The organism is Clostridium sp. JS66 (assembly GCF_033561535.1).
Taxonomy (GTDB): domain Bacteria; phylum Bacillota; class Clostridia; order Clostridiales; family Clostridiaceae; genus Clostridium_AM; species Clostridium_AM carboxidivorans.
Genome location: NZ_CP131467.1, coordinates 2,513,186 through 2,537,892, shown reverse-complemented (window position 1 = coordinate 2,537,892; position 24,707 = coordinate 2,513,186). Strand labels below are relative to the sequence as shown.

Here is a 24,707-nt window from a genome sequence, read left to right as displayed (position 1 = left end):
CCTCATATCCTGACAGTCAATGTGTAATAAGAATAAACATCATCTATTTTTTCAAAGTTATATTCAATCTTTTCAGTAGATTTCCTTGCAATTTGAATCAAGCCAAGACCACATGTCCCTTTATTCATATCAATTTCTCTTCTCGATATCTCTCTAAAATAATTAGTGAGCTCTGCACCATCCAGTGCTATTATTTTATTCAACTTTTCTTTCAAACCTGAAATGTCCGCATTTAGGACAATATTTCCTGAATTTATGCAATATCCAGACTGAGTTTTTGAGATAGCTATTACACCAGAACCTGCTATAGTTAAAAATTCTTCTGTGTTTTCCTTTGACACTTCATATTGCTTAATATTTTGTGTTTGTTCAATAAAGGTAAAAAAAACCGAACTAATTTTACTCTTTTTAACCTGTTGAAGCTGCATTCTCTGCTTTAGGGCTAGTCCAAGTTCTTCTATTAATCCTTGAGAAAATGTTCCTGAAAATATGAATTCAATTTTTGACTGTCTTAATTTTTTTTGAAGCACATATATTGCATTTTCCAATGTGTTCACTCCTTTTTAATGAATATTTTATAAGTTATTTACTGTAGTTATTTATCTTAACAAAGTTTAACTTTATCAGTTCCTTATAATTTTTAATGGCTGTTTTTCTTATAAAATTTATCAAGAATTACTATTACAAGTAATTTTCCAATTTATTATACCCTATTTTTATTACAAACCTATTACATTATTCGCAATTTTATTTTAAAATTTTCATAATAAAAATTAACTTATGACTATTTCAAAACATATTTATAAGCAGTCTTGAAATAGCATAAGTTATTAATTTTACCAACCTCCTGAAGAACCACCTCCACTGGAGCTTCCTCCTCCAAATCCGCCTTGATTACCTCCACCAAAGCCTCCGTTACCTCCTCTTGGGCCTCCCCAAAAGGAATTCCAAAACATCAAATAGAATAAAAATCTAGTTATCCTTGCTTTATTAAGTAAAATGTCCAATACAAAAGCACCTAGGATATAGTATATTATTACAGGATTTATAGAAACTGATTTTTGTCCCTGTGCAATTTCATTACTTCCTTGTAAACTAACATTATATTCTTTGGCTATATCGCTTGCAAAAATTGAATATGCATTTTTTAAACCTTCTCCATATCTTCCTTCTTTAAAGAGTGGAACCGCTTCACTATTCATTATTCTAGAAGAATATATATCTGTAATTGCACCTTCCAGTCCTCTTCCTACTTCCACTCTCCATTTTTTATCATTTATTGATAACAATATTAAAAGCCCATTATCCTTACCTTTTTGTCCAATTCCCCAATTTCTGAAAAGTTCATTAGAATAAGATTCTATATCTTTTCCTTCAAGTGAACTAATTACAACAATTACTGCTTGTGAACCAGTCTTACTTTCCAATTCATTACCAAGTGATACAATATAATTTTTAGAATCCTCATCAACAATGCCTACATAATCATTTACATATTTTAATTTAGTTGGTACAGGTATATTTGCAGCTCCTTTTGCAAAATAAGGCAGAATCAAAATAGAAATTAACACAAGAAGTATTATACCTAAAGATGATAAAGTCACCTTTAACCTAGTATTTACTTTATTCATTTAAGTTTTCCATTTTAAATTATCTAAAATAGCTTTTTTACAACCTAGTTTATCAATTAATTAATCTTAGGCTGTAACTTAAACTATTTTGTAAAATTCACCTTTGGAACTTCCTGTGCTCCCTGACTAGCCTTATAATATGTTTTTTGAGAAAAACCAAACATACCTGAAATTATTGAATTTGGAAACCTTCTTATGGATGTATTATAATTATTCACAGCAGTATTATAATCTTGTCTGGCAATTCCTATTCTATTTTCTGTACCCTCCAAAGCAACAGATAAATCTTTAAAGTTTTGATTGGATTTTAAATCTGGATATCTTTCAACAATTACCAAAAGTCTTGAAAGTGATGATGAAAGCTCAGCATCTGCATTTGCTCTATCAGTAATTGTTTGTGCTCCAGCAAGCTTAGCTCGTGCATTTGCTACATCTGTAAATATTGTTTTTTCTTGAGCTGCATAACCTTTTACAGTTTCAACTAAGTTTGGTATCAAATCTGATCTTCTTTGCAGCTGAGTATCAATATTAGCTTGTGCTGCACTAACTTTCTGCTCTAATCCTACAATGGAATTATAACTACCTATTAAAGGTAAAAATATAATTAATAATACTCCTATAAAAATTAAAGATGTTTTTAATCTTCTACTCATTTGATACACCACCATTTTTTATAATAGTATATTTATTTTAAGGAATTCTTTTAATAAATATACTAGTGCATCAAATTTTAATTTCTTGAACCAAAATAAGCCCATATATTTTAAAAACATATGGGCGTGTAATTACTCGTTATATCTAACTCTATCTATTACAGATTCTTTTCTAAGTGATCTTTCTCCAATATAGGTTATGACACCTTGAATACATATAGATGCCATGATAACTAATATTATAGGTATGAATGGTAATTTATATCCACTGCTTTTTGCAAATTCCATATTCAAATAAAGCACATAAGAAAGTGAAATTCCCAAAATAACAGATACTATTATGCTTATACCTGAATAATAAAGTCCTTCTATTTGCAGCAATTTTCTAAGCTGAGTACTTGAAAGTCCTACAGCTTCCATCATTCCAAATTCTTTTTTTCTTGCCATTATACTTGTAAACATAGTATTTATAGAGTTTAAAATTCCTATTAAACCTATAATGGATATTAAACTGACAGCAGCAAGTCCCATCCCCTTATACTCCAAGTCCTGTTTTTGTTTATACTCTTTTCTATCAAAAAATATGGCATTATCATTTCCCTTTGATATACTTTCCAAGCTCTTTTTTATGCTTTTATAACTTTCATTATTAATGTCAATACATATCTTTCCTATTCTATTATCGTTAAGAACCTTGGAATAAGCTGCTTCATGAGTTATAAACTGTGGTCCAACAGCAGTATAACCAAGCCATCTTGTATTATAACTAACTATGGCTGCTATAGTAAATTCTCTTTTTATTGAATTACTTTCATTTTTATCTTCTAATATGACCTTATCTCCAACTTTAAGAGGATTTCCAGTAGTGTGATTATCTTTATTATAATTTACCATAACAACTTCATCTTTGTTTTTTAAATTTTCTTTAGAAATTTCCCCTTGTAAAAGATTCTTTTTTAATTCCTCCAGTATAGAATCATCAAAACCAAAAAAGTCACAATTTATCTCAGAAAAATTTTTCATATCATCACTTTTAACTTCATTATTGACTTTATTTACAATCCTTTTATCTGCTGTAAAAAGCTCCTTATGCTTAAGTATATTTATTTTTTCAATTCCCTTTATTGCCTTTACCTTACTCAATACATCTTTATTTAAAGGATCACTTCCATCATCCCTGCCATGAAGAGTTAATCTAGATGAAGTTAGTTCAAAATCACTAGTTATATAGTTATCTGGATTATTTTTCATACTAGAAAACATTGAAAAAAACACTATAAATAGTATGCCTGTTAATGACATCGACACTATAGTAGTAATAGTTCTTTTTTTACTTCTCCAAAGATTCAAATAAGCTAACCTTCTTAATGTAATTATTCCTTTAGACTTTCTTTCTTTTTTCCTTGAATTTAACTCTACTCCACTATACCGTATTGCTTCAATAGGAGATACTTTAGCTGCAACTTTACTTGGTTTTCTAAGGGACATTGCTACTGTAACTAAACTTACAAAAGCAGATAATACAACTATATATGGTGAAGTTTCTAATGTTAACTTTACGTTCAAAGGAATCAAAGGTATTATAAATAAGCTTAAAAGATGCCCTAAAATAATGCCTCCAGGAATTCCTATAATTGATAACATCAATCCTTCTCTAAATATAAGTCTTCTAATCTGCTTCTTAGTTGCTCCTAAAGCAGACAACAATCCAAACTGAGTTATTCTCTCTTTAATGGAAATATAAAAAATATTATATATTACAAGTACCGTTGCCAGCACTACTACAACTCCCGCAATACCTGCAGGTATAAGAACATCCTTAGATAGTCCTAATGCATTTATATACATTTTATTTACACTTATATTTTTGTCACTAAGTCCTACACTATGCCCTACTTCATAAGCAGTATTTGAAATGTTTCTTCCCTTTACCTTGGCAGTTACTTGATTAAATCTGTATTCAGGTTTTACATTTTTTAAAATATAATCCTTTGAGACTACAGCTATTGCCTTATATAGTTCTGTTCTCATAAGCTCACTATCTTCTAAAATACCGCAAAGAACAAATTCTCCTTTACCTTCATATTTATATTTCTTCATTTCCTGGCTGTAAGAAAGATTAACCTTCTCTCCAATTTTAGCTTTAACGCCCATTTTTTCCAGCATCCATTTAGGCACAGCTATATCATTTTCTTTTTCAGGCCAGTTACCTTCCTTCAATCTAAAATAATCGGTTGTATCCCCTGTAGACTTATCTACATAACACATTTCAATTGAATAAGGTATATACTTACTATTGAATCCTAACCCTATATATTCATTTACCGAGGTAAGCTTCTTATTGTTTTTTAGCATTTCAACCTGCTTTGCACTGACATTCTCATACTCTACATGCAAATCACCAGTTTGAGCTACAATTTGTTTTATTTGCATTTGCTGAATGCTGTAAGATAAAATACCTATTGTAGTTATTAAGCAAGTAGACAGCATTATAGCTATAATAACTAGTACATTTTTTAACTTATTTACTTTTAAATTTTTTCTTGAAAGGTTTGATAAACTATTCATTTCTCAAACCTCCCACTATTTTTCCATCCTCTATTCTTATTACCCTATCAGCCATTTGAGCTACTTTATCATTATGAGTTATCATAACCAAAGTTTGATGATACTTTTTTACAGATAGTTTAAGAAGATTCATAACTTCCTGTCCAGTTTTAGAATCAAGATTTCCTGTAGGCTCATCAGCTAAAATAATTGAAGGCTTGGTGGATAAAGCTCTTGCTATTGCAACTCTCTGCTGTTGTCCTCCTGACAGTGCATTGGTGAGCATATCCTTTTTATCATAAATACCTAAAGTCTCCATTAATTCTTCTATATAAGCTTCGTCCACCTCTTTTCCATCTAACCCTATTGGGAACACCACATTTTCCCATACATTTAAAACTGGAATTAAGTTAAAGGATTGAAAAACAAATCCTATTTTTCTTCTTCTAAATACAGCAAGCTTATCATCTTTCATCGAATAAATATCCTTACCATCAATAAACACTTTGCCAGCTGTTGGTCTATCCAGCCCACCTAACAAATGCAAAAGTGTACTCTTACCAGAACCTGAAGTTCCAACAACAGCTGTAAACTCACCTTCATTTATATCTAAGTTTACATTATCTAAAGCTTTTACCAGGCTTTCACCTTTCCCATAGTATTTCTTCAATTCACTTGTCTTTAATATTTCCATAGTATTACCTCCAACTTTACATTATAGATTTGCAATCAATTTAGCCTATATCTATAATTAAAGCATAGCATCATGTTCTTTCATTTTGCTTTCAACTTTCATAACAATTTTGTAAGAAAAGACTAAAGGTAGTTCCTATGCCATTTTGGGATTGAACCGTTATGCAGCCTCCCTGTTCTTCCAGTATCTTTCTTGTAAGATACAAGCCTACGCCAGAACCTTCTGATGCTTGTACTGCTTTCGATTTTCCTCTATAAAATCTCTTAAAGATATTATTAATTTCTTCTTCTTCTATCCCTATTCCATTGTCTTTTATATCTATTCTTGTACAAGTTTCCATTTTATTTATAATAATTTTTATTTTTCCTCCTTTTTTTGTGTATTTAATTGCATTTTCTATAACATTAACAATTGCTTCCTTCGTCCATTTACAATCATAAAAAGTAAAAATGCTTTTACTCTCTTCTAAACTTATATCTATATCCTTTTCTTCCGCCTTTAAATACACATCATTAACCGCTCTAAATATAGTTTCTTTTATGTCTCCTTTTTCCTTTTTCAAATTAATCATACCTGCTTCTAATCTGGATAATTTCACCAAAGAACTAGTTAACCATTCCAATTTCTTTATATCTTCTTTACTTCTATTTAAAAATTCCATTCTTTCTGAATTTCCTACACCATCTTCTAATAAAAGCGAATTGAACATCTTTATAGATGCCAGAGGGGTTTTCAATTGATGTGATATATCCGTTATTAAAGATTTTATATTTTCCTTTTCTTTTTCCAAGGACTCAAAGCTTATTTTAAGTCTTCTTGACATTTGCTCAAATTGAGTAGAAATTCTTGACAATATTCCTTCTTCTTCATCACATATATTTACGGAGTAATCTCCCTCCATTAATTTATCTATATTACTTGAAAAAGCTTCTAATTTTTGTTCAAAACATTTGCTTCCCTTCAAAAATAAAATAACATTTAACATAATCATAATTAAAAAAGCTGCAATATTGAATTTTGCAAATTTGTAAAAGCTATCTCTAAATATATCATCTTGAAAAGCTCTTGTATTCATATCATATCCATATTTTATCAAGGCTTCGTTTCCTGTCTTTACAAACTTTTCATCATTTTTATTTATAACTGTTTTTACTATTTCTACTTCTTTATCTGGATATACACTTACAAGCTTTCCTACTACATTTTGATTTAACTGAATTTGATTTCTATGGATTTGCTCTAAAAAATAATACTGTATAGCTAGAAAAATAAAACACATGGAAAATAAGCTTATTACTAATATAGTAAGCAGCCTTTTTAGTAAAGGTTCTTTTTTTATATAATCAATCATTTCACACACCCCTCAGACCATATATATCCTATACCTCTCACAGTTTTAATATACTTAGGTTTCGAAGGATTTATCTCTATCTTTTCTCTAAGCCTTCTTATATTTACAGCAATTGTGTTGGAATCCACAAAATCTCCATCTAAATCCCATAATTCATTCAAAAGCTGTTCCTTCTTAATAATTTGTCCACTATTGATCATTAGATATTTTAAAAGCCTTAATTCTGTTTTGCTTAAATCAATTTGTTTTTCATCCTTTAACACCTTCATCTCCTCAGGATAAAAAGCTATGTTCCCCGAAACAATTTTAGAGCTGCTGCTACTGATGTTTCTTCTAAGAAGTGCATTTATCCTTGACATTAAAACCATAAAACTGAAAGGTTTTGTAATATAATCATCTGCACCCATGTCAAGACCAGTAACTATATCCACTTCTTCATCACAAGCCGTTAAAAATATAATTAAAACTCCACTTTGCTTTCTTATTTCACTGCAAAATTCAAAACCATTTCCATCAGGAAGCCCTATATCTAATATAATCAAATCTAATGATGTGTTATTAAATATTTCTCTTCCTTCTTCTAAATTTTTAGCAGCAAAAACCTTCATACCTTCCTTATTTAGTTTAAAGCTAATTCCTCTATTTAAGGATTCATCATCTTCCACAAGTAAAATATTCTTCATACAAATCTCCTTAATACAAAACATTTTTTCAGAGGACAATTAACAGTGAAGGTTGATTTTTTGCTAACGCAGAAAAGTTCTCCTTCACTGTTCTCTGCCAATTGTCAAATGTCCTCTAAAAGTGCTCTAGATAAATTTCTTAATGCAGCAGCTCCATCTTATAACTAGCTTTTTAGTTTATCTTTTAATTCTGAAGCTTTATATATCACAAAAGAAATAACTCCTATAGCCCAATGTAATCCAAAGAATGCTCCACCAAAGCCATATAATTTAAGTCTGTTAAAATACTTTTTAGCGAAGGAATTAAATAAATCTTCTATTTCCTTAGCATTCATTTTATTTATTTGTTTTTCTGTAATTCCTCTAAAATCAACGCTGGCAATTACATTTGAAAAATTATCTTCTGCTGCATCTATACTTGATTTAATTATTATGCTAAGTATATCCTTTTTGGTATCACTATCTACAATATTTAAATTGTTTTCTGTAACATCTTCAATTATATGTGCAATGGACTTTTTAAGCTCTTCATCAATTTCTTCATTTTCTATAAGTTTTTCTATAACATACAGTATAGAATTATTAAATTCCTTTAAATCAAAGAACTCACTAATACCTTTTTCAGTTATTGCACTGTTTGCCAATACTTCTATAAAGCTTTGCAGGTTTTGTTGTACAGCACTGCTGCTATATGCTAAATTGCTTAAATTTTCAGCTATATCTTCTACATATTCAATCCCAATTTTTCCTGTAAAATCACTAACTTTTCTTGATAAAATTAAATCTTCAAAAACTTTATAGCCAAGATTACTATATTCATTTGCAATTAAATCCCTGTGTTCATTTATACTATTTGCCATTTCTTTATCTATAAATTTAATTTCTTTTTCAAACACACTGCACAAATCTTTTATATTGGTAATGGATATATCCTTTAAATAGCTTTCTATTTTAATTTCCGTTAAAGAATTAAGTATTTCATTTGTAGTCTTCATCAAGTTATTTTGTACTGCACTCATGCATTCTTCGCTGTTAACAATATTGAAAACTTCTTTGCTTTCAACAGTAACCTTTAGATCAGAAACTGTACTGCCTAAAACTTTGTCTCCTGCAAAGTTAGCTATCACTTGATATAACTCAACCTTTTTATTTCCTATAAAACCTGGAAATTGTTTATTTATCACATTGCTAACTACATCAGCTACTATTGCATCTCCACCCAGCATGTTATATCCTACCTTTTCAAAGAAGCCTAAACCTTCTTGAATTGTAGCTGAAGCACTTTCTGCTATAATTTGCTCATTATCTGTAAGTTTCTTTGAAGCATATGCAATTATACCTTCCACTATAAGGTTAAATTTATATCCTAACATTTTTACAAAAAAACCATTAAATAATTCACTTATTTTTTTATCAAAAGAAATCTCTTTAGATATAACAGCTTCAATGTAATTAAAAATCTTATCTTCAGTTTCCCTAGAAGATAGTTTATCTTTTATTAATTCACCAAAAAATTCACTCCACTTTATTATATATTTAGAATTTACTACTTCATTAACTGATTTGTTTACTATTTCATTGTATTCACTATGAAATTGATTCATAAAATCATTTTCTTCATTAAAATAATTTGATACATTATTTACTTCTTCTTGAACCTTGTACTTTAATCTGTTTTGTAATGATGTTTTAAAGCTATTTGGAATTACTTGTGAAATACTCTTTTCTGATTTTAAAAACTCTTCTAAGCTGCTGCTTATTACTTTATGAGATTCCTTTATTTTTTCCAAAGCTTCCTTTACTATTTTTCCTTCAATATGAGAAGAAGAAACTGTAGAAGGAGTAAAATTGCTTAATTCTCTTGCTAATGAATTTGAGATTTTTTCTTTATTTTTATTAATAATCTCCTTAATATAACTGTAACTCATATCATTTATGTTACCTGAATACCTATTTAGAACATCTGCAGCTATTTTATAATCATTTTCAGAAACCTTTTCTTCAAGTTTTTTATAAATAGTATCCTGATTTTTATTGAATAAATACTTCATACTGTCTTTATCCAATAAGCTATTATCAACAAAAGCACTCATGGATTTTGCAAATTTAGGTTTTCTTGCAGCCACTACACCAGGGGTAAAAGGTATTTTTATATCAAAAATTCTTTTCTCAGTATAAGGTCTAAAAAGCATTGCTATTGCCTGAACATTTGTAATCCAGCCCACAAATCCATATACAATTAAATTAATAATAGTTACAGTTACAATGTTATAGCCTACTGTAGATTTATCATAAAAGTACATGAGTATACCCGCAATTGCTCCAAGAAGTGCGCCAATTACTGTAATTGGCTTCATTTCCTTTTCCATAAACTCTTCAACAGCTACTTTAAGTTCTTCATCCTTTAGCTTAGATAAATTTTTTGAAATTGTCTCCTTTATATTTCCTTTTACAACGTACTCCAAATTATCATTTAACCACAATTGAATATTATCACTTAAAATTCCATCTATATTTTGTATTTTATTTATACCATCACAAAGCTTTTTAACTTCTAATTGTTTCAAATCATCAATGGCACCATTAGCTTTATGTAATATGTTGTCTACAACTTCATTTAATATGTTTTTTCTTTCATTTTCATTTAAACTGTTGTATAAATTTTCATCCCCTATAGAAGTTACCAATTGTTTAGAAATTAAATTTACTATATATCCTTTATTACCATTTAACTTTTCTATTATTGATTTTTTAATAATACTGCTATTTTCATGAACAATTTCTTCACTTATAAGCTCACTGAATTTTAAAGCATTAATATTGTTTAACCCTCTAAGAATTTCATTCTTTACTAATTTAGTAACATTATCTGAATATATATATTTATTTTTTATTGTACTTAATAAAGGCTTCTTAATATATGTTTTAAAAGCACCCACTAAATCCAATGTACAAACATCACCTATTTTTTTATTGGAAATTTCTAAAACATATGCCTGTAAGCTTTCATTCATATAGTTACTAAAACTGCAGCTTATAAAGTCTCTAATGGTTTCTCCATTAAATACATTATTTTCTCTTAAGCTTTCTATAGCACTAGATAATTTCTGTTCTTTAACATACCTAACTATTTTATTTGTTATTTCTGTGCTTACAGAATCTACATCTAAATTGTTATCCAAATATCCTGTTATCTTTGATACCATACCAAATCTGCCTGCTGCGCCACTTAAAAACTTATTCTTAAGTGAATTTAGGGTTCCCTTTTTCATTTCATCATCTATGGCATTTATAGTATCATCTAATGCATTTTCCACTAGACCTTCTATATCATTCTTGTTATTTTGTATCCAAAGTATTAATTCTTTTACTCCATCCTGAAGCTTATCCTTTATAAAAATTTCTATATTTCCTTCTGCATTTTCTGAAAGCAAATCATAAATGGACTTATCCATAGACTTTATAACACTAAATAATTCAATGATAAAGTTATCTATTAATTTTTTTCCTTCATTCCCCTTTAAGAATTCTTCTATTTTAGCGCTTAAACTTCTTGAAAAATTATTGATATCTTCACTTTTAACAAAATCCACAATTGTCTTTTGAGATATTTTTTCTTGTAATTTATTTAAGATTTCATCTATTTTTAAAACTTCAATTGTATTTTCAAAAGCACTATCTATAGAGTCACTAAAATTATTTTTTAAATCCATATGAAAATTGCTGAGATTATCTTCAAAGCTTTCACCTAAGCATTCTACTATTTTGCCTCCAAGAAACTCTTCAAAACTTAAAGATCTATTTTCATTATAAAAATCTACTATAGCTTTTTCTATAAAATCATCAGTGTTTAATTTGTCTAATGCATATTTAAATACATTTTCACTTATACTTTCAACTTGTTTATCGTTTAATACATCTTTTAAAGTAACATTCCTGCAAACACCTTCAAATATATTAAAAAAGTTTTCATCTGCATGTTCTCTTATATAATTTTCTGTTTTGTCCATTGTAGAATTAAATCCTTTAATTTCACCTAAGGATAAATTTAAAGTTTTTTTATAAATTTTATTTTTTAACAAATCATTAGAAAATCCTTTAATGCTCTGTTTAAAAGACTCCTTTTCCAATTCTCCTTTTAAAGTATGAAAGTTTATTATATCATTTTCAACCAATGAACTTACATTATCTATAAATTCATTTCTAGTCTTTACTACCATTCCTCCCACCTTAAATTTTCCAATACCATACTCTCTAAATATCATTTTAATTGCTAAAGCATTAGTTATATATCCTGTTATTGAACCTGTCAAAATTTCCTTTATTAAATTAAATTCCATAGTATCCTCCTTAATAACGCTGTTATCAATGTTTTTTGTCATACAAAATTATAACATAAATTTCATATAATAATCATAGTACAACACATTTTTTAGAGGACAATTAACAAAGGCAGACTGAATGACCACATTTAACCTCTTATATTATGTACTTGAATATTTTTTAAATTTTCTCATGAATTAATATCTTAACATTGGCTAAAACTAGAATTAAGATTAATTTATATAAAAATTTTAGTTACATACTAAATTTTATAAATACCTTAGTTATTTAACATCTTTATCCAAAAGCTACCCGCTTCAATAATTCAATTTGCAAAAATCCTTTTCCACAATTTACTTAAAATTAACATTTAAGATTTATTTAAGATTTTATTTCCATATTTTATGGTATAATTTACATACAACATATTTATGTTAGAAAGGATGTGATATTAAAATGAACTTAAAAAAAGTCAAGAATGTTATTTTTACCTTTTTTCTAAGTTTGTTCACTGTGTGCTTAATTAGCAGTGGAATTGTCAAAGCTTCAGCTCTTCCTGCAAAGTACAATATGGATTTAGACTTTAATGCAAATACTAAAACTTTAACTGGAAGTGAAGAAGTTAACATTAAAAATAGTACTAGTACAGACTTAAAAAACATTGTATTCCATCTTTATCCAGATTCTTATAATAAAAAGGAAACTATGCCTTCTCAAGTTGGAATATCTAGTACTCAAAATTTAACTGAAGCTCAAAAGGGGGACATATCCATAAGTAAAGTTCTTGTTAATGATAAACAAGTAAACTTTACTCAAGACAATCAAGTACTTAAAATCAGCTTAGATAATAATTTTAAGAGTAATGAAGATATGAAGGTATACATCGAATTTAAATTAAAATTACCTATGAGCACTTCAAGACTAGGCTACATAGATAATGATGTTTCATTGACTAACTGGTATCCTATACTTTCAATGTACAATGAAAAGGAAAATAAATGGGATGAAAATACTTTCAACGTAGTAGGAGAATCAAATTACAGTGATGTAGGAGACTATACTGTAAATTTAAAAGTTCCTAAAAATTATGTAGTTGCATCTACTGGAAAAGAAACTGAAAAATCTTCTGAAAGGGACACTAAAGTAATGAATTTAAATGCTAGTAATGTAAGAGATTTCATTATTATAATGAGTCCTAATTATAAAGTTTTATCTAAAGAAATAGATGGAATAAAGGTAAACAGTTATTACATCTCTAAACCAGGCGAAGATGACTCTGCTGCAGCTCAAAATGTTCTTGATTCAGCTGTAGGCGCAGTAAAATTTTTCAGTCAGCAATTTGGCAAATATCCTTATGATGAATTAGATTTAATGGAAACCCATCTATCTGGTGGAGCAATGGAGTATCCCCAAATAATCCAAATGCCAATGTATGCTCAAAAAATACAAAATTCCGGTAATGCCTCCAGGGCTGATGATGTTTCATATGAAGATTCTTTTATATCAGAAGCTGCAGTACATGAAGTAGGCCATCAGTGGTGGTATGTAACTGTAGGTAACAATGAATTTAAAGAACCATTTTTGGATGAATCTATTACCGCTTTTTCTACTGCTTACTATTTTGAAAAAACTGCAGGTGAATACTCATCAAACAGTATAATTCCTATGATTAGTTCTTATAATGGTGCAAATATTGGTAGAATTGCATCTCTATATAAGTTTCCAAGCATAGCTTCAGGAGTAGATAAATTTGATAATGATTCTACTGGTGCAGGATATAACCTAGTTATATATGGTAAGGGTGCTCTTTTAATGCAAGATTTAAGAAAAAGAGTTGGAGATGCTGCCTTTTTAAATATAATGCAGACTTACTTTAAAGAATATAAATTTAAAAATGCATCAATAGATGATTTCTTAGGTGTAATAGAAAAAGTATCAGGAAAAAATGTAAGTGATACTATTCGAGCTTCTCTAAATTCTGATAATTATACTGCAGACAACTTAAAGCTTACAGATGACCAAATTAAGAAAATGTCAGAAGAGCAATATAAAGATAGACTTAAAAACTTAGAAAAAAATAATGGATTAATTATTGGCAGTCTTCAACTTAGATTGTTAAATGGTGAAAAAGTTATATTAGTAGAACCATCAACTTTAACTGATGATGAGAAAAAATCAATAGACAATATGACTAAAGCTGGAATATTTGCAAACAGCAATATATCATTAAAACAAGATAAGGATTTAACTGATAGTGATATAAGCAATAACAATATCATACTTCTTGGCAACCCTTGGAAAAATAAAACCTTTGATTCCATGAAAAATGTTCTTCCAGTTACTATAAATAAAGATGGTATTTCTTCTAGTGCTTTTTCATTTAAAAGCCAAGATATAAATGGAGCATTTACTGTTAAAAACCCTAAAAATGCTAATAAATTGATATTTGTACTATTCTGGACAAAGGATAACTCAATTTATACAGATTTAGATTGGTATACAGGTTCTCAATTTACAATATCTATAGACAATAAACAATTTTTTAAGGGCAGTTTTTAAAAACTTTCTTTAAATAAGACAAGCTACCATATTATTACAACTTAAACATATTACAACACAAGATTTTTAAAAAATACAAAGTTCAAAGAACAAATAAGGATGATTTCCTTTGTAACTAAGAAAATTATCCTTATTTGGTATTTGAACTTTGTTCTCTTTAAAAATACACTTCTATATCAAATAAATATCACTTTCATGATACTTATCATTTATATAATTGAAACTTCTAAACAAATACAATTAGAATACAAGATGTACATAAAATAATGCATAATAGTAATTTAACGTAAAGTAATCATAAATTCATATTAAGAATATAGTTTAAATAGGAATGGACTGAAAAGCCAGTAACTGGGGGATAAACCTATATGAAAAATTTTAAAAGTTACTTAAAACTGTTATTCTCTATGCTATTTTTAATTATTATTTTGTTCAGTAATGAAAGTATATGTGTAAAAGCAAATAATACACAAGAACTTGATTTAAAAAATATAATAATACCTTTAAAAACTACAGAAGCTGGAAATGGTTTTGAAGATTTAGACAAGCTACAAGAAATGCTAAAAGATAAAAAAGTACTAGCAATGTGAGAAGCAACTCATGGTACTAAAGAATTTTTTGAAATGAAACACCGTTTCTTTGAATTCTTAGTTAAAAAATGGGCTACAGAGTTTTTGCTATAGAAGCTGAATCAGGTGGTACTCAAATTGTTAGCGACTATGTACTTAATGGAATTGGAAATGCAGAGGATGCTGTTAAATCTATGAAATTTTCCGTATGGTCAACAAAAGAAGTAACTGATATGGTAGAGTGGATAAGAATGTATAATAAAAACCCTGAACATAAAGAAAAAATTAAATTTTATGGTTTTGATATGCAATCTTCATCTGAAAACAGCACTAGAATTTTAGATTATATAAAAAAAGTTGATAACAATAATTTATCACAATTTAAAGAAAAATTATCATGTGTATATGATCAAATGCCTTCACTAAGTAATGAAAAACTAAATGATGTAAACAAAGATACTGAAGAACTAAAAAATATTTTTGAAAAGACAGGTATCCCTTTAAGTTTTATAGATTTTAAATCAGCTTCAGAAAATAAAAATGTTGGAGAGTGGTTATCACAAAAACAGTTAATTCACAGCGTTGAAGATGGTTACAATGGAAATATTGAGCAATGGATGATACCTGAAGTGCCAATAGAATCTTATGATGGGTTAATATTTGTTAGTAAAACCTCAGCAGCTGTAGGTATTAAAGGATTTGAAATAATAGCATTTATAAATAATTGGCTAAGAAGTAACTTTTAACTGTATGAATAAAGGAGTTATTTGTATTACCTTTCCATAATGTATTTTCAAATTACTTATATTGAAGCTTTAATTTACAAAATTAAAGCTTCAATTAATAAGAAAATGTCTCATCCAATTTGTTGTAATTGGCTTAAAAAAAAGCAACAAAGAAAGTAAAATACCACAAGTACCTTCTAACAACGATATATCATCTTTTTTAACTAACTTGCTTTTTTCACTATATGGATGATCAAAATCAATATTATGAAAAACAAATCTTGCATCATCACTGTAAAAGCTTAATATTATTTTTAACAATCTTTTTCTTCCAATATCAAATATAAGTTTGTTTGTATCTAAATACATAGCCTGTATAACAGTTAGTAATCCTGCATACCCATGGCACATAGTTGGTGAATCTAACATCCAATCTTCATCTTTCATATTACATAATCCTTCTATAGCCTTTATTCCTATGTTCATACTCTCAATATCATTTACCATTTTACCTGCCAAATACATAGTTCTAGCTATTCCAGGAGTTCCATAACACCAGCTTGCTCTACTTTTATGAATTTCACAATTTCCAACAATATAATCTTCAAATTTTATTGTTGGAGGCCAGTAAATATATCCATTTTCATCTATATACAAGTATTTCTTTAAATCTATTAAAATCCTGTTAATAGCATTTTTATGACCTTCAATTTCAACTCCTTCTTTTAACGCAATTGATAAAATTCCTAAAACTCCAGTTATACCATGGGATATTCCCAAATTAAAGTTACCTTTTTTATACATAACTTTTTCTTGTTCCAAAAATTGATTTTTACTTGATATATGCCATCCAGCAACTCTTTCACCAAATACCTCTCTATCCTTTGTTATAGAAATTAAAGCCTCTAATATTACTTCTATACATTTTTTAATTTTAGTCTCTTCTTTAAATAATAATAAATATCCTGTAATTCCTGATAAACCACTAATTGTATCATATGTACTCATATGAAGATCATTTAAGTTCATGTTATTAATTAAATCTAAAGTTTCATTAATAATTACTTCATTTAAACTATCAATAAACTTTTTATAGTGTGATGTACTTTTATATAGCGAATATACTCCAAAACCAACTCCAGCAAGACCAGAAAAAAGAGAACTTGTTAAGCGTAAGTGACCACTTTCTATACCATTTTTAATATATAACATATATTTATATGATACATCATCCCAATCAATTTCATCATTTAATAATTCTTTACTTTCACCTAACAACATACAAATTGATGGGTACATAAAAATTGGGTTAACCTTCATATTTATTAAATCATTATTAAGTTTTTCAGGATATTTCATTTTCTCCATTATTCTTTCTAATGCAAATTTGACTAATTCTACCTCACTATTTTCAATTTCTTTACTAGTTATTAATTTTACATTTTTCATCTTCATAATAATTTTCTTCATCCTTTCCAATAGTAAGATCATTTTGTTGAAAATTTTGTAACTTATACATAGATTTATAATGACTATTTATACTCATTAACTCATTATGAGTACCTTCTTCAATTATTTCCCCATTATATAATACTAATATTTTTGAATTCATTTTTTTTATATTAAATAATCTATGAGTTATAAATACTCCTATTTTGTCCTTTGTTAACTTATATAACTTTCTAAATATTTCATACTCTGAGATTGCATCCAATGCTGAACTTGGTTCATCTAAAATATAACAATCTGCCTCTCTCAAAAAAGCTCTTGCTAAGGCTATTTTTTGCCATTGTCCACCTGACAGCTGAACTCCTTCTTCAAACCAAACTCCTAATTGTGTATTAAGACCATTTGGTAGATCTTCTAATAACTCAATTCCAGAAACCTTTTTCATAGAACTCAATAATTTCCAATCATCATTTATATAATTCAGTTTACCAACTGCTATATTTTCTCTACAACTTAGTTCATACTTGTTATAGTCTTGAAAAACGACGCCCATTCTCTCACGTATATTTTCATTTCCTATCTTTTTCATAGAAACTCCATTTATTAAAATTTCACCTTCATAATTTTCATAAAATCCCGCTATTAATTTAACTAACGTTGTTTTCCCTGAACCATTTCTCCCTACTAAAGCTACATTTTGTCCTTTACAAACTTTAAAACTAATATTTTTTAATGCATATTCAGTTCTATTTGGATACTTGAAGGAAACATTTTTAAATTCTATACTATTTATCTCATCAATAGAAACTAAATCATTTAATTTTCTGTCACATTCATTAGGAAGATCTAAAAATTCAAAAAATTGTTTTATATATAAATTATTCTGGCACAAACCAGATATTGTTTCTAATATAGCTTGTACGCTAGTGCTAATACTTGAAATACACCGTATATATGCAACAGTATTTCCTAATAAAATTCTTCCCACATATGCATCTCTTATTATTAGTAAACAAATTATTCCACCTATAACTCCATCTGATAATTCAAACATAAATCCTAGTTTAGCTGTTTTTATAAGAATTTTTTTATCCTGAGAAATAAATCCTATATTTAACCTTTTAAAAATTGGTATAAAATATTCAGCTAATTTATAAATTTTTACTTCTTTAAAAGCTAAATCATTTGTCATAATAAAATTGAGATACCATGACTTCCTTTCTTTTGAAGCCCTCTCCCTATGAATTTTGAACTGTTCATATCCTAAACGTATCATACATATTGATGAAATTATGGGCACTATTGGTATTATAAGTATAACCCATGGTTTCCAAGCCATTAGTATAATTGAAGTTGATACTAATGTTACTACTTGACTGAAAAGACTCAACATTAAGGTGAACACTGTAAATGGCTTTTCTCCTATTCCATCATTAGCTCTTTTTAACTTATCATAAACTTCTGAATTCTCAAAATCACTCAAATTGAATTTTTTTGATTTCTCTAATATAATCAAATTTAAATTGTAAGAAAGTTTCATTTTAAACATGTTTTGAAAATATGTTATTGCTTGTGCTATAATAGCTCCACTAAAACTAATTGATACATATAATACAAATGGTATTAATATATACTGAAAACTTTTTAAATTATTCACTTGAATTGAATTTATCAAATATTGGGTGGATAATATAGCTAAAGTGGGTATAAATCCATTTGCTATATTTAGTATAGTTATTAATATTACATATTTTTTATCTATATCACATAATATTTTAAAAATTCTAGGCATATATTTAAAAGAATTTATAATATCTTTAAAGCAATACGCATTTTCGTTACAGTTCATAATTATTGCTCCTTAAAAATTTATATAGGCTTATTAATTTTAATAAAAAAACACTAAGATTCTTTTCATATTCATTTAGAATTAATGTTTTTTATATATTCAAGTGAATGTAAAGTATGCCTTACTAAACACATTATTTTTTCTTCTGTCTTTACTGTTCCAAACAATCTATTACAAAACATATGCATTATACTTAAAATAATATTTAATTTACTGTTACATAATTTATTTTCTTCATCCAATTCATTCATTTTATCTGCAAATATATTAAGCTTTTCTTTTCTTATTTTAAATAAATTATATAAACATTGTCCTTCTTCTATCTCCTTAAGACTTGACCAATCGTTATCAGAATTTGCCATTTTCATAAAAACTTTTCTATTTTCCTGAAATAATTCTCTATATCTATTTTTATCAAAACGATTTATAAATATTTCATTTTGAGTTTTATAATCAAGCTTCATCTCATCCATAAAGTTTATTATACTTGCTACTGCAATATAATTTAAATCCAATCTAAGCTGCTTGCTTCTTTTTAAACTAATTATATTTGAAACAAATATACTATCAACATAAAAAACATCTTCTGCTAAATCAATTAAGCTAGGTCCACCATATCTTTCCATTTCCCTAGAATAGACATCTAGGCTTACTTTAGACAATAATCCTTCTTTTATTAGCTTCTTAAACCATAAATTTAACTTTGGCATAATAGCAGAGTAAAAATCAGTACTATTTCCCTTTAGCCTTAATCTAATATGATATTCCGGATCAGAATATCTTATATAAAAAAACTTTTCTATTTCTCTATTCATAATAAGTTCCTTACAAAATGGAAGAAGATTATATCCTATAAACTCATCTACTCTCCTTGAAATTCCATATAGCTTCATATATATCCATTCGTCGCCTGGAATAAAATTAACTTTTTTATCAAGCGTATCGAATTTTTTTAAGTTATTTCTATAATCTGATTTTGTTTGTAACACATTAGATTGAAGTTCAATATTATTTTCATTCAGAACATTTTTTAAGAACTGTTTGTTCACAGTTACAGGAACCACAATTTCTGAAAAATATTTACCATCTTCTCCACGTGTCCAAAGTTTATCTAGTCCATCTTCTATCTCCGTTATAATTATCTCCTTTTCTTTCTTTAGCAAATTTAGCAACTCATTTAAGTGCAGTTCATTTTCTAAATTTAGTAACAATCTATTATCATACATTTTCTGGTATACAAATTGAGGAACCTTCCATTTTTTTCTCCACAATTTAATAGCCCTACAAAAACTTTTTATATCAACATTTATTGCATCAACATTTAATATATCATTAGATAGCTTCCATTTAGCTGGAGAGATTATTACTTTACTATATCTTATTCGAGGACAATAATTAAGGTAATCTAATTGAGTAATGTAAAATGTCTCCATTAGATTAGTAGTATTTGATAAAGAAACTTCCCTGAGAAACCTATATATATTACTACCATAGGTTGGATTTAACATATGATTACAACTTATTATTACTTTTTTATTTAATGTTTTAGATTTTATGTAAAAATTATCTTTATTTTCTCTATCTATTCCTATATACAAATCCGAAACACTTATATTCTTCTTTTTTCCACTATAATTTGTAGCAATTGCTACTTCATAATCCCGTGGGCTCCAATTTAAGCATACGTTTGAATTTCTCATATTTTGAGGCAATTCCACAATTTCACTGAGAACTGTTTCATCTCCATATATACTTTTCTCAGTATCATTTAATTGATTAAGTTTAGCATAAATTTCTCTCGGTAATATATCAACAAACCTTCCAAAAGTTTTTCCTGCTCTGTTTGACCCTACATTGGGACCTATAAATACTTTAAAGTCACCTTTGTCAATTGCTTCCTCACTTTTAGCTGAAATTAATGCATTAATTTCTAAAGATTTTGGCATTTGGGATTTAGTAAATTCTGTTAAAGGTTTATTGTCAATATTATCAATATCCTCATCAGTTATAATAACTTCTTGTTCTTTATTAAGTAATGCTTCCATTACTTTGTTAACTAAATAATTTTCAAATTTTTTATTTTTATAATCATCTGGAATATCACCTATATATTTATTACTTTTAGGATTTTCATACCCTGAAGGTGCACCTATTCCCTTATCTGGATCTAATAACTCAATTACAGAAATTTCGCTGTCTGTACCGTATTTTTCAATAAAATCAGTTTTATATCTCTCTAAATGATAAAACTGAGCTGATTTATTAGATAATCTCAGCATAATCTCAACAACTTTCTCTATTTCTTCTGCTACTTCACTGTTTAAAGCTGCTTTTTCTTCCTTTAATCTTAAATCAACCTGCAAATAGTTATCACTTTTTTCCAGTGCACTCATAGATTTTACTATATCTTTATACAATTTTTCACCATTTCCTACAGCAGTCGTATTATATATATCTATAAGCTCTTTAATCCTTTTTAATTTTAAATACAAACTTTCTCCTGCTTCTATATTTTCTAATTTGGAAAGTATATATTCAAAGGGTGATGTATTGGCTAATGGTGGTCTCATTTCAGTTAATAAGTATTCATTTTTTATTAACACATCTAAAAAATTTTCTATTCGTTCTACTGGTGTTGATTGATTTTCATATTTTAATTTTGATAATAATTCCTTATATGTAATTTCGGATTTAGCTAATTTCATAACTAATTTTACAGTCGTATTATATCGTATAGATGCAGTTAAATTATCTTCTGACTTTTCCTTTGAATTTTGGCCATAATTACTTATATATACTAAATCCAATCTCGTACCATTAATTAGTACCATATTATTAGTGATTAAGTTCAATTCATTTAATATTTTCTTATCACTTTCTATATTTCTTATTATTGCGCAGAGCCATCCCATATCTGGTCTTGCTCTTTTTATATAATATCTTTTTTCTTTAAGCTTAATTTCTGTTTTATCGCAAAATTCTCCTAGTGTAACTCCTGAAAATAATCCAAATGGTGTTGTTCTTGTTGTCATCCTAATAAAATATTTTAATAATGAACTTAAGATTTTTTTCTTTTTTTTCTCACTAATTCCTTCATTCATTGATACTAATGATTCACTTAATGATAAACTTGAGACAGCTATTGCTTCTTTAATAATACTATTTTCTGCTAACTCAAAAAGTTTATTTTCCATTTCATCTGTTGATAGTGATTCATCAAATAAATAATTGTACATATTTACAGGTAATATAGGCGTTCTCAACATAAAAAAATCTTTAGTTTCAAAAATATTTTTATTACTTTTACATTTAGTACCTGACATTTTTCTCCTCCTGTGCATTTAATTATACATATTACCCTTTGCAAAATTAAGAATAGTAGAAGATCTAAGTAACATAAACAGAGTTCTTGGCACCAAATGAAGCTTGTCCATAACCACTGGGCATATGCTACCTATTAAATATACCCTTCAGGTATTTAGTCTTCTCTCCATCTAATGCTTAGAAATCATTATCCAGGAACATATTGGCTCAAAACAGACACTTTAAAAAGTGAGATTCTAGAGCAGATGGCCATGGAATAGATTTTTTACTATGTTGTTACTTAGATCTTCTTAATTATTTTTTATAAAATGTTGTAATTATGACAAAAACTTAATTTTTAACGTTTACATGTCATGTCATATGTTTTAGGTGGACATGTATCAGTAGGACACCACCAAGTTCCAGCAGCTTGTACCTCATCAGATTTAGTTGTTTTTATGTTTTGTACATCTAAGTCAAAGTTATCATATTTAGTCATAACATTTTCCCCCCAAAATTTCTTATTTAGAATTTTATTAGTGCACTAATTATTCTATGCTATTATTGTAACTTCTATTTACTTATTTGTAAATAGGTGTATTTTATATTCTTTTGTTGAAATTTAGTAAAATTTATCCATAAATAAAAAATTATTGTATTACATTAATATAAAATAATATATATACATCATTTGTTTTTTTAAGTATTTAATTTAAATATAAGCTAATCGTAAATTTATGTTGACATACAGTTTAAATATACATAAATTAAAACGTCAATAAAATAGTAGAGAAAATAAAAAATTTCCAATTTTTATTTTCTCTACTATTTCTAGTTATCATTTTATTAAAATATGAAAGCATAAATATAGACTATTACGATGGAATTAATTCTCGTGGCTATACTTATTTTTTCTTTTCTTTAAATTACTAGGAAGAGCTAATGCTAATATTAAACAAACTATAGAAATTAAAATAAATATAATAAATAATATATGAACTCCAGAAAATATTGAAGCTTTTATATGGCTTGAATATGCTAATAATGATGATGAAGTACTATATAAATTGCTTGAATTTACTCCCTTAATGCCTAAGTTTTTAAAATATTTATCTATGGTTAAATTAAATATTCCCCCAAGCACACTTATTCCTATAGTCTGACCTAATGTCCTAACCAAAGCGTTAGAAGCTGTGGCTGCTCCTCTTTTATCATAATTTACAGATTCTTGTATGACTATGGTTAATGTAGTAAAACATCCTCCAAATCCAAAACCCATTATAAATCCATAAACTATAACTGTAAACAATGATGAATTTATAGTTAATGTAGGTAAAAGAGCAGTACTTACTATCAAAATTACTGTAGATAGGCTGGCTATCACCTTTTCTCCATATTTAGGTATAGCCTTTGCTAAAACAATAGAAGACATAAGCCATGATAAGGACATTGGAGCCAATGCAATTCCAGCAATAGTTGGTTGAAACCCTAAAACATTTTGTATATAAATAGGCATATATGCATCTATACCCATTAAAAAGGCAGAAATCAGAAAGCTTATTATATTAACCAAAATATTGGTTTTTGTAAAAATGTCAAAAGGTATAATAGGTTCTAAAGCTTTATTTTCTATAAAATAGAAAGCAATAAAGAATATTATTGTTGCTATAATACACATTATAATTACGTATAATGAAACACCTTCACTTTTTCCCATTGATAAAAAGAGATATAAAAGAGCCATAATAGCCAAACTTAATGTGATTGCACCTGCATAATCTATTTTATGCTTCTTTTTTTCAAATTCCTCAACAAGATTTTTTTGAATAAGAATTATAGAAAGCATGCCAAAAGGTATGTTTATGAAAAAGATCCAATGCCAGGAAAGATTATCTATTAAAAATCCGCCCAAAAAAGGCCCTATTAAACTGGCTATTCCCCAAACTGTACCCAACCACCCTTGAACTTTTCCTCTTTCTTCAAGAGTAAACACATCTCCTACAATAGTATAAGTGACAGTAAATATTGATCCTGCCCCCAGTCCTTGAACTGCACGAAAGAATATGAGTTGGTACATGCTTCCAGATAATCCACAAAGAAAACTACCAATTAAAAAAATTATTATGCCAATAGAAAGAATATTTTTTCTTCCATATAAATCTGATAGCTTTCCATATATAGGAGTACTAATAGCTGATGTAAGCAAATACAAAGAAAAAACCCAACTTATAAGCTGAAATCCATTTAAATCTTTAACAATAGTTGGCATAGCAGTAGTTACTACAGTACCTTCTACCGCAGCAAGAAACATAGAAACCATCAGCGCACTAATTATACTTTTTTTCTTAGAATCCATAATTGACAATACTTC

At 27.8% G+C, this 24,707-nt stretch carries 16 protein-coding genes; 3 read left to right on the top strand and 13 right to left on the bottom strand.

Annotated elements, in window-relative coordinates:
- Window positions 1-2: 2 nt before the first annotated feature.
- The 8 genes from Q6H37_RS11915 to Q6H37_RS11880 all read right to left on the bottom strand — a co-directional run bounded on the left by Q6H37_RS11915 (window position 3) and on the right by Q6H37_RS11880 (window position 11,899).
- Window positions 3-557: a SiaB family protein kinase gene (locus Q6H37_RS11915; protein ID WP_318742142.1), complete on the bottom strand. Its 555-nt coding sequence runs from the start codon at window positions 555-557 to the stop codon at window positions 3-5.
- Between the two features lie 279 nt (window positions 558-836).
- Window positions 837-1,631 carry a TPM domain-containing protein gene (locus tag Q6H37_RS11910; RefSeq protein ID WP_318742141.1) on the bottom strand — a complete coding sequence of 265 codons (795 nt, stop codon included), beginning with the start codon at window positions 1,629-1,631 and terminating at the stop codon, window positions 837-839.
- 83 nt (window positions 1,632-1,714) lie between these two features.
- Window positions 1,715-2,284, bottom strand: coding sequence for a LemA family protein (locus Q6H37_RS11905; protein ID WP_318742140.1), 570 nt, complete (start codon window positions 2,282-2,284; stop codon window positions 1,715-1,717).
- 132 nt (window positions 2,285-2,416) lie between these two features.
- Entirely contained in the window at window positions 2,417-4,852 is a 2,436-nt protein-coding gene (locus Q6H37_RS11900; protein WP_318742139.1) for an ABC transporter permease, read from the bottom strand.
- Window positions 4,845-5,525, bottom strand: a complete 681-nt coding sequence (locus tag Q6H37_RS11895; RefSeq protein ID WP_318742138.1) for an ABC transporter ATP-binding protein — start codon at window positions 5,523-5,525, stop codon at window positions 4,845-4,847. Before Q6H37_RS11895 ends, Q6H37_RS11900 begins: the two co-directional genes overlap by 8 nt.
- A gap of 91 nt (window positions 5,526-5,616) precedes the next feature.
- The gene (locus Q6H37_RS11890; RefSeq protein ID WP_318742137.1) at window positions 5,617-6,876 is read right to left on the bottom strand and encodes a HAMP domain-containing sensor histidine kinase; all 1,260 of its coding nucleotides are present in this window, start codon (window positions 6,874-6,876) and stop codon (window positions 5,617-5,619) included.
- A complete protein-coding gene (locus tag Q6H37_RS11885; protein ID WP_318742136.1) occupies window positions 6,873-7,559 on the bottom strand; it encodes a response regulator transcription factor in 687 nt (228 codons plus the stop codon). The genes Q6H37_RS11890 and Q6H37_RS11885 overlap by 4 nt, the downstream gene beginning before the upstream one ends.
- Before the next feature lie 164 nt (window positions 7,560-7,723).
- On the bottom strand, window positions 7,724-11,899 hold the full coding sequence (locus tag Q6H37_RS11880; RefSeq protein ID WP_318742135.1) for a DUF445 family protein: 4,176 nt from the start codon (window positions 11,897-11,899) through the stop codon (window positions 7,724-7,726).
- A gap of 439 nt (window positions 11,900-12,338) precedes the next feature.
- Between Q6H37_RS11880 and Q6H37_RS11875 the strand changes: the two genes are divergently transcribed.
- From Q6H37_RS11875 to Q6H37_RS11865, 3 genes are all read left to right on the top strand, one after another.
- Window positions 12,339-14,441, top strand: coding sequence for a M1 family metallopeptidase (locus Q6H37_RS11875; RefSeq protein WP_318742134.1), 2,103 nt, complete (start codon window positions 12,339-12,341; stop codon window positions 14,439-14,441).
- Window positions 14,442-14,809: 368 nt separating this feature from the next.
- The gene (locus Q6H37_RS11870; RefSeq protein WP_318742133.1) at window positions 14,810-15,031 is read left to right on the top strand and encodes a hypothetical protein; all 222 of its coding nucleotides are present in this window, start codon (window positions 14,810-14,812) and stop codon (window positions 15,029-15,031) included.
- Window positions 15,032-15,099: 68 nt separating this feature from the next.
- A complete protein-coding gene (locus Q6H37_RS11865; protein ID WP_318742132.1) occupies window positions 15,100-15,756 on the top strand; it encodes an erythromycin esterase family protein in 657 nt (218 codons plus the stop codon).
- Between the two features lie 90 nt (window positions 15,757-15,846).
- Here the strand turns inward: Q6H37_RS11865 and Q6H37_RS11860 are convergent, their stop codons facing one another.
- From Q6H37_RS11860 to Q6H37_RS11840, 5 genes are all read right to left on the bottom strand, one after another.
- Complete coding sequence (locus Q6H37_RS11860; protein WP_318742131.1) at window positions 15,847-17,190, bottom strand: lanthionine synthetase C family protein; 1,344 nt, start codon at window positions 17,188-17,190, stop codon at window positions 15,847-15,849.
- Window positions 17,159-19,033 carry an ABC transporter ATP-binding protein gene (locus Q6H37_RS11855; RefSeq protein ID WP_318742130.1) on the bottom strand — a complete coding sequence of 625 codons (1,875 nt, stop codon included), beginning with the start codon at window positions 19,031-19,033 and terminating at the stop codon, window positions 17,159-17,161. The genes Q6H37_RS11860 and Q6H37_RS11855 overlap by 32 nt, the downstream gene beginning before the upstream one ends.
- A 71-nt stretch (window positions 19,034-19,104) precedes the next feature.
- Window positions 19,105-22,356 carry a lantibiotic dehydratase gene (locus Q6H37_RS11850; RefSeq protein WP_318742129.1) on the bottom strand — a complete coding sequence of 1,084 codons (3,252 nt, stop codon included), beginning with the start codon at window positions 22,354-22,356 and terminating at the stop codon, window positions 19,105-19,107.
- A gap of 338 nt (window positions 22,357-22,694) precedes the next feature.
- Window positions 22,695-22,835, bottom strand: a complete 141-nt coding sequence (locus tag Q6H37_RS11845) for a hypothetical protein (protein WP_318742128.1) — start codon at window positions 22,833-22,835, stop codon at window positions 22,695-22,697.
- A 387-nt stretch (window positions 22,836-23,222) separates the two neighbouring features.
- Window positions 23,223-24,692 (bottom strand): MDR family MFS transporter, encoded by a 1,470-nt coding sequence (locus Q6H37_RS11840; protein WP_318742127.1) that lies wholly within the window; start codon window positions 24,690-24,692, stop codon window positions 23,223-23,225.
- Window positions 24,693-24,707: the final 15 nt, after the last annotated feature.

Excerpts from the sequence above, each read along its gene's own strand:
- Q6H37_RS11910 (WP_318742141.1), bottom strand. The coding sequence starts at position 1,631 with ATGAATAAAGTAAATACTAGGTTAAAGGTGACTTTATCATCTTTAGGT.
- Q6H37_RS11905 (WP_318742140.1), bottom strand. The coding sequence starts at position 2,284 with ATGAGTAGAAGATTAAAAACATCTTTAATTTTTATAGGAGTATTATTA.
- Q6H37_RS11900 (WP_318742139.1), bottom strand. The coding sequence starts at position 4,852 with ATGAATAGTTTATCAAACCTTTCAAGAAAAAATTTAAAAGTAAATAAG.
- Q6H37_RS11895 (WP_318742138.1), bottom strand. The coding sequence starts at position 5,525 with ATGGAAATATTAAAGACAAGTGAATTGAAGAAATACTATGGGAAAGGT.
- Q6H37_RS11890 (WP_318742137.1), bottom strand. The coding sequence starts at position 6,876 with ATGATTGATTATATAAAAAAAGAACCTTTACTAAAAAGGCTGCTTACT.
- Q6H37_RS11885 (WP_318742136.1), bottom strand. The coding sequence starts at position 7,559 with ATGAAGAATATTTTACTTGTGGAAGATGATGAATCCTTAAATAGAGGA.
- Q6H37_RS11880 (WP_318742135.1), bottom strand. The coding sequence starts at position 11,899 with ATGGAATTTAATTTAATAAAGGAAATTTTGACAGGTTCAATAACAGGA.
- Q6H37_RS11875 (WP_318742134.1), top strand. The coding sequence starts at position 12,339 with ATGAACTTAAAAAAAGTCAAGAATGTTATTTTTACCTTTTTTCTAAGT.
- Q6H37_RS11870 (WP_318742133.1), top strand. The coding sequence starts at position 14,810 with ATGAAAAATTTTAAAAGTTACTTAAAACTGTTATTCTCTATGCTATTT.
- Q6H37_RS11865 (WP_318742132.1), top strand. The coding sequence starts at position 15,100 with ATGGGCTACAGAGTTTTTGCTATAGAAGCTGAATCAGGTGGTACTCAA.
- Q6H37_RS11860 (WP_318742131.1), bottom strand. The coding sequence starts at position 17,190 with ATGAAGATGAAAAATGTAAAATTAATAACTAGTAAAGAAATTGAAAAT.
- Q6H37_RS11855 (WP_318742130.1), bottom strand. The coding sequence starts at position 19,033 with ATGAACTGTAACGAAAATGCGTATTGCTTTAAAGATATTATAAATTCT.
- Q6H37_RS11850 (WP_318742129.1), bottom strand. The coding sequence starts at position 22,356 with ATGTCAGGTACTAAATGTAAAAGTAATAAAAATATTTTTGAAACTAAA.
- Q6H37_RS11845 (WP_318742128.1), bottom strand. The coding sequence starts at position 22,835 with ATGACTAAATATGATAACTTTGACTTAGATGTACAAAACATAAAAACA.
- Q6H37_RS11840 (WP_318742127.1), bottom strand. The coding sequence starts at position 24,692 with ATGGATTCTAAGAAAAAAAGTATAATTAGTGCGCTGATGGTTTCTATG.